The following is a 5,003-nucleotide window of genomic DNA, read 5'->3' as shown; positions in this document are numbered from 1 at the left end:
GGGGTGCGCTCGGGCCTGCCCGCCGCGTCGCGTTCGGGCTTGCCTCCGGCGCGGCGTTTGCCCGCGCGCCGACTGTTCGAGGTCGGCTCAGCCCGCCGTGCACGGCGAGAAGTCGAGGTAGGCGTCTCCGGTGCCCGGCGTTGGCGGCCCGCCTCGGGACCGACGACCGGCAGCGGTTGGGTGGCGTCGTCGTACATGGCGCTGTCGAGTGTGCCGTAAGCGGCGCTCGCTGTCAGATTTCCGCCCGGTTGTGAATGAGCTTGCACGGTCGTGCATAATCATCACATGGCGGATGTCTCCAACGGGCCCCTGCGGGTCGCGGTAGCTGGTGCGAGCGGATACGCGGGCGGGGAAGTCCTGCGCCTGCTTCTCGGGCACCCAGCCTACCGAAGCGGGCAGCTCGAGATCGGGGCGCTGACCGCGGGCTCCAATGCCGGGACCACCCTGGGTGAGCTGCAGCCGCATCTGCTGCCGCTGGCCGACCGGGTGCTCGAAGCCACCACCGTCGAGGTGCTGGCCGGGCACGATGTGGTGTTCCTGGGCCTGCCGCACGGGCAGTCCGCCGCGATCGCCACCGTATTGCCGGAGTCCACGATCATCATCGACTGCGGCGCGGACTTCCGGCTCACCGACGCGGCCGCGTGGGAGAAGTATTACGGCACCCCGTACGCGGGCAGCTGGCCCTACGGGCTGCCGGAACTGCTGGGCGGGCGGGACCGACTACGCGGGGCGACCCGCATCGCGGTGCCCGGCTGCTATCCGACCGTGTCGAGCCTGGCGCTGGCCCCGGCCATCGCGGCCGGGATCATCGAGCCGCGCGTGAATGTGGTTGCGGTGAGCGGTACTTCGGGCGCGGGCCGCAAACTCGATGTCGGCCTGCTGGGTTCGGAGGTGATGGGCTCGCTGCGGGCCTACGGCATCGCGGGCGCGCACCGGCACACCCCGGAGATCTCGCAGAATCTGAAGGCGGCCAACCCATCCGGCACGGACGTGAGCGTCTCGTTCACCCCTGTGCTGGCCCCGCTGCCGCGCGGCATCCTGGCCACCTGCACCGCGCCCACCAGCGTGGACGCCGCGACCGCGCGCGCCGTCTACGAGAAGGCCTACGCCGATGAGCCTTTCGTGCACCTGCTGCCCGAAGGCGTGCTGCCGCAGACCGGTTCGGTGCTCGGCTCCAATGCCGTCACCCTCCAGGTGACCGTGGACACCGACGCCGGGCTGCTGGTGGTCATCGGCGCGATCGACAATCTGACCAAGGGCACCGCGGGCGCCGCGGTGCAATCGATGAATCTGGCGCTCGGAATCGACGAGACCGCAGGACTTTCCACCGTAGGAGTGGCACCGTGACAATCGATGACGGCAAGCTGGTGCGGACCCAGGGCGTCACCGCACCGTTGGGATTCCGGGCCGCGGGCATCGCGGCGGGCATCAAGAAGTCCGGCAAGCCGGATCTCGCGCTGGTGTTCAACGAGGGACCGGAGTACGCGGCGGCGGGCGTGTTCACCCGCAACAAGGTCAAGGCCGCGCCGGTGCTGTGGTCGCAGCAGGTGCTGACCGGCGGCCGGCTGCGCGCGGTCATCCTGAATTCCGGTGGCGCGAACGCCTGTACCGGACCGGGCGGCTTCCAGGACACCCACGCCACCGCCGAGGAGCTCGCGAAGGCGTTGAGCAACTGGGGCACCGAGACCGGGGCGGGTGAGATCGCGGTCTGCTCCACCGGTTTGATCGGTGACCGGCTGCCGATGGACAAGCTGATCCCGGCCGTCACCGAGATCGTGCACGAGATGGGCGGCGGCCTGCAGGGCGGCGCGGAGGCCGCGCGCGCCATCATGACCACCGACACGGTGCCGAAAGAGGCCGCGTTCCACCACAAGGACAAGTGGAACGTGGGCGGCATGGCCAAGGGCGCGGGCATGCTCGCGCCGTCGCTGGCCACCATGCTCGTGGTGCTCACCACCGACGTGATCGCCACGCCCGAGCAGTTGGACGAGGCGCTGCGCAACGCGACCGGCTACACCTTCGACCGCCTGGACGTCGACGGCTCCTGCTCCACCAATGACACCGTGCTGCTGCTGGCCAACGGCGCGTCCGGGGTCACGCCGTCGCAGGCGGATCTGAACGCGGCCGTGCTCGCGGTCTGTGACGATCTCGCCGAACAGCTCATGGGTGATGCCGAGGGTGTCACCAAGCGCGTGCACATCACCGTGAAAGGCGCTGTCAGCGAAGCGGAAGCGCTCATCGGCGCGCGGGCCATCGCCCGTGACTCGCTGGTCAAGACCGCGTTCTTCGGGTCGGACCCGAACTGGGGCCGGGTGCTGGCCTCGATCGGCATCGCGCCCATCGAACTGGATCCCAACCGGGTTTCGGTGTCGTTCAACGGATCTCCGGTGTGCGTCGACGGCGCGGGTGCGCCGGGCGCGCGCGAGGTGGACCTTTCCGGGGCCGATATCGCCGTGCTCGTCGAGCTGAACCTGGGCGACGGTGAGGCCACCGTGCGCACCACCGACCTCTCGCACGGCTACGTCGAAGAGAACTCGGCCTACAGCTCATGAACGATGTGCTGAAACAGCTTTCGGCCCTCGACAAGGCGCACGTCCTCGCCGACGCGCTGCCGTGGCTGCAGAAGTTCCGCGACAAGATCGTGGTCGTGAAGTACGGCGGCAACGCCATGATCGACGACGAGCTCAAGCGGGCGTTCGCGGCCGATATGGCGTTCCTGCGCACGGTCGGCGTGCACCCGGTGGTGGTGCACGGTGGCGGACCGCAGATCAGCGCCATGCTGAAGAAGCTCGGCATGACCGGGGAATTCCGCGGCGGCTTCCGGGTCACCACGCCCGAAGTCATGGACGTGGTGCGGATGGTGCTGTTCGGGCAGGTGGGCCGGGAACTGGTGGGGCTCATCAACGCTCATGGCCCGTACGCGGTCGGCATCTCCGGCGAGGACGCGCACTTGTTCACCGCGACGCGGCGCACCGTGCAGGTCGACGGCGAGCCCACCGATATCGGCCTGGTCGGCGACGTCACCTCCGTCGAACCGTCGGCCGTGCTGGATCTCATTGCGGCGGGCCGGATTCCGGTGGTCTCCACCATCGCCCCGGACGCCGACGGAGTGGTCCACAACATCAACGCCGACACCGCCGCGGCCGCGCTCGCGGAGGGCATCGGCGCGGAGAAGCTGGTTATCCTCACCGATGTCGAGGGCCTCTACACGAACTGGCCCGACCGCTCGTCGCTGACCACCCGCATCGACACCGACGCGCTCGCCAAGTTGCTGCCGTCGCTGGACGAGGGCATGGTGCCCAAGATGGAAGCCTGCCTGCGTGCCGTCGAGGGCGGCGTCCCGACCGCGCACGTCATCGACGGGCGCGTGGCCCATTCGGTCCTGCTGGAACTGTTCACCGGGGAGGGCATCGGCACGATGGTCACCCCAGCACAGGAGATCTCATGACGACAGCCGACCTGCAGGTGCGGTGGAATTCCGCCCTCATGAACAACTACGGGACCCCGAAGATCGCACTCGTGCGCGGCGCGGGCGCGGTGGTCTACGACGCGGACGGCAAGCGCTACCTGGATTTTCTGGGCGGCATCGCGGTCAACAGCCTCGGGCACGCGCATCCGGCGATTCTCGCGGCGGTCACCGCGCAGCTCGGGACGCTGGGCCATGTCTCGAATCTGTATGCCTCCGAACCGGTCATCGAACTGGCCGAGCGGCTGCTCGCGCACTTCGGGGACGGCAACGGCAAGGCGTTCTTCTGCAACTCCGGCACCGAGGCCAACGAGGCCGCGTTCAAGATGGCGCGGCTGACCGGACGCACCAAGATCATCGCCTGCGAGGAGGCGTTCCACGGCCGCACCATGGGCGCGCTCGCGCTCACCGGGCAGCCGGGCAAGCGGGAACCGTTCGCGCCCATGCCGCCCGGCGTCGTGCACGTGCCCTATGGCGACGCGGCGGCGCTGGCCGCTGTCGTGGACCAGGACACCGCCGCGGTGTTCCTCGAACCCATCATGGGGGAGAGCGGCGTCGTGGTGCCCCCGGCCGACTACCTGGCCAAGGCTCGCGCCATCACCAAAGAGCATGGCGCACTGCTGATCCTGGACGAGGTGCAGACCGGTATCGGCCGCACCGGCGCGTTCTACGCGCACCAGTCGGCGGGCATCGTGCCCGATGTCATCACCCTGGCCAAGGGCCTCGGCGGCGGCCTGCCCATCGGCGCGGTGCTGGCCCAGGGCCCGGCCGCGGACCTGCTGCAACCGGGCATGCACGGCACCACCTTCGGCGGCAACCCGGTGTGCGCGGCGGCCGCGCTGGCCGTGTTGCGGACCATCGACGAAGAGGGTTTGCTCTCGCATGTGGAGACCGTCGGCAAGATCCTGGTCGACGGCATCGAAAGCCTCGACCACCCGCTCGTCGACCATGTGCGCGGCGCCGGGCTGCTGATCGGAATCCAGCTCACCGCCGATGTTTCCGCGCAGGTGGACTCCGCCGCGCGGGAGGCCGGATACCTGCTCAACCCGGCCAAGCCCAATGTGATCCGGCTGGCCCCGCCACTGGTGCTCACCGAGACCCAGGCCGAGAACTTCCTGTCCGACCTGCCCGGCATCCTGGATGCCGCTCAGGCCCCGAAGGAGACCAAGTGACCATCCGGCATTTCCTGCGTGACGACGACGTCACCCCCGCCGAACAGGCCGAAATCCTGGCCCTGGCAGCGGAATTGAAGGCCGACCCGCTCGCCCGCAAGCCGCTGGCGGGCCCGCGCGGCATCGCGGTCATGTTCGAGAAGAACTCCACCCGCACCCGGTTCTCCTTCGAGATGGGCATCGCCCAGCTCGGCGGGCACGCGGTCGTGGTGGACGGGCGCGACACCCAGCTCGGGCGCGAGGAAACCCTCGCCGACACCGGGCGAGTGCTCTCGCGCTACGTGGACGCCATCGTGTGGCGCACCTTCGAGCAGGCGCGACTGGACGAGATGGCCGGGGCCGCAACGGTTCCCGTCATCAACGCG

The 5,003-nt window shown here is 69.5% G+C and carries 5 protein-coding genes and 1 pseudogene; 5 read left to right on the top strand and 1 reads right to left on the bottom strand.

Annotated features, from left to right (window positions below):
* Positions 1-266, bottom strand: a 266-nt coding sequence (locus tag ACWELQ_RS37795; RefSeq protein WP_452401813.1) for a hypothetical protein, incomplete at its 3' end; no start/stop codon positions are given.
* Positions 267-285: 19 nt separating this feature from the next.
* Between ACWELQ_RS37795 and argC the strand changes: the two genes are divergently transcribed.
* The 5 genes and pseudogenes from argC to ACWELQ_RS37770 form a co-directional block, all read left to right on the top strand.
* Positions 286-1,347 carry an N-acetyl-gamma-glutamyl-phosphate reductase gene (gene argC, locus ACWELQ_RS37790; protein WP_452401812.1) on the top strand — a complete coding sequence of 354 codons (1,062 nt, stop codon included), beginning with the start codon at positions 286-288 and terminating at the stop codon, positions 1,345-1,347.
* Positions 1,344-2,552: a bifunctional glutamate N-acetyltransferase/amino-acid acetyltransferase ArgJ gene (argJ, locus tag ACWELQ_RS37785; RefSeq protein WP_452401811.1), complete on the top strand. Its 1,209-nt coding sequence runs from the start codon at positions 1,344-1,346 to the stop codon at positions 2,550-2,552. The genes argC and argJ overlap by 4 nt, the downstream gene beginning before the upstream one ends.
* Positions 2,549-3,448, top strand: coding sequence for an acetylglutamate kinase (argB, locus tag ACWELQ_RS37780; RefSeq protein WP_452401810.1), 900 nt, complete (start codon positions 2,549-2,551; stop codon positions 3,446-3,448). Before argJ ends, argB begins: the two co-directional genes overlap by 4 nt.
* The gene (locus tag ACWELQ_RS37775; RefSeq protein WP_452401809.1) at positions 3,445-4,638 is read left to right on the top strand and encodes an acetylornithine transaminase; all 1,194 of its coding nucleotides are present in this window, start codon (positions 3,445-3,447) and stop codon (positions 4,636-4,638) included. The genes argB and ACWELQ_RS37775 overlap by 4 nt, the downstream gene beginning before the upstream one ends.
* Positions 4,635-5,003, top strand: a pseudogene (locus tag ACWELQ_RS37770) (ornithine carbamoyltransferase); the annotation flags it as partial. The gene ACWELQ_RS37775 and the pseudogene ACWELQ_RS37770, both read left to right, overlap by 4 nt.

It is taken from the genome of Nocardia sp. NPDC004722 (assembly GCF_053601505.1).
Note: the sequence above shows the minus strand (reverse complement) of the source record. Positions and strands in the feature narration are given on the sequence as shown.

What these genes read in the sequence shown, in the direction of transcription:
- argB (WP_452401810.1), top strand. Translation starts at nt 2,549, where the DNA reads ATGAACGATGTGCTGAAACAGCTTTCGGCCCTCGACAAGGCGCACGTC.
- ACWELQ_RS37775 (WP_452401809.1), top strand. Translation starts at nt 3,445, where the DNA reads ATGACGACAGCCGACCTGCAGGTGCGGTGGAATTCCGCCCTCATGAAC.
- argC (WP_452401812.1), top strand. Translation starts at nt 286, where the DNA reads ATGGCGGATGTCTCCAACGGGCCCCTGCGGGTCGCGGTAGCTGGTGCG.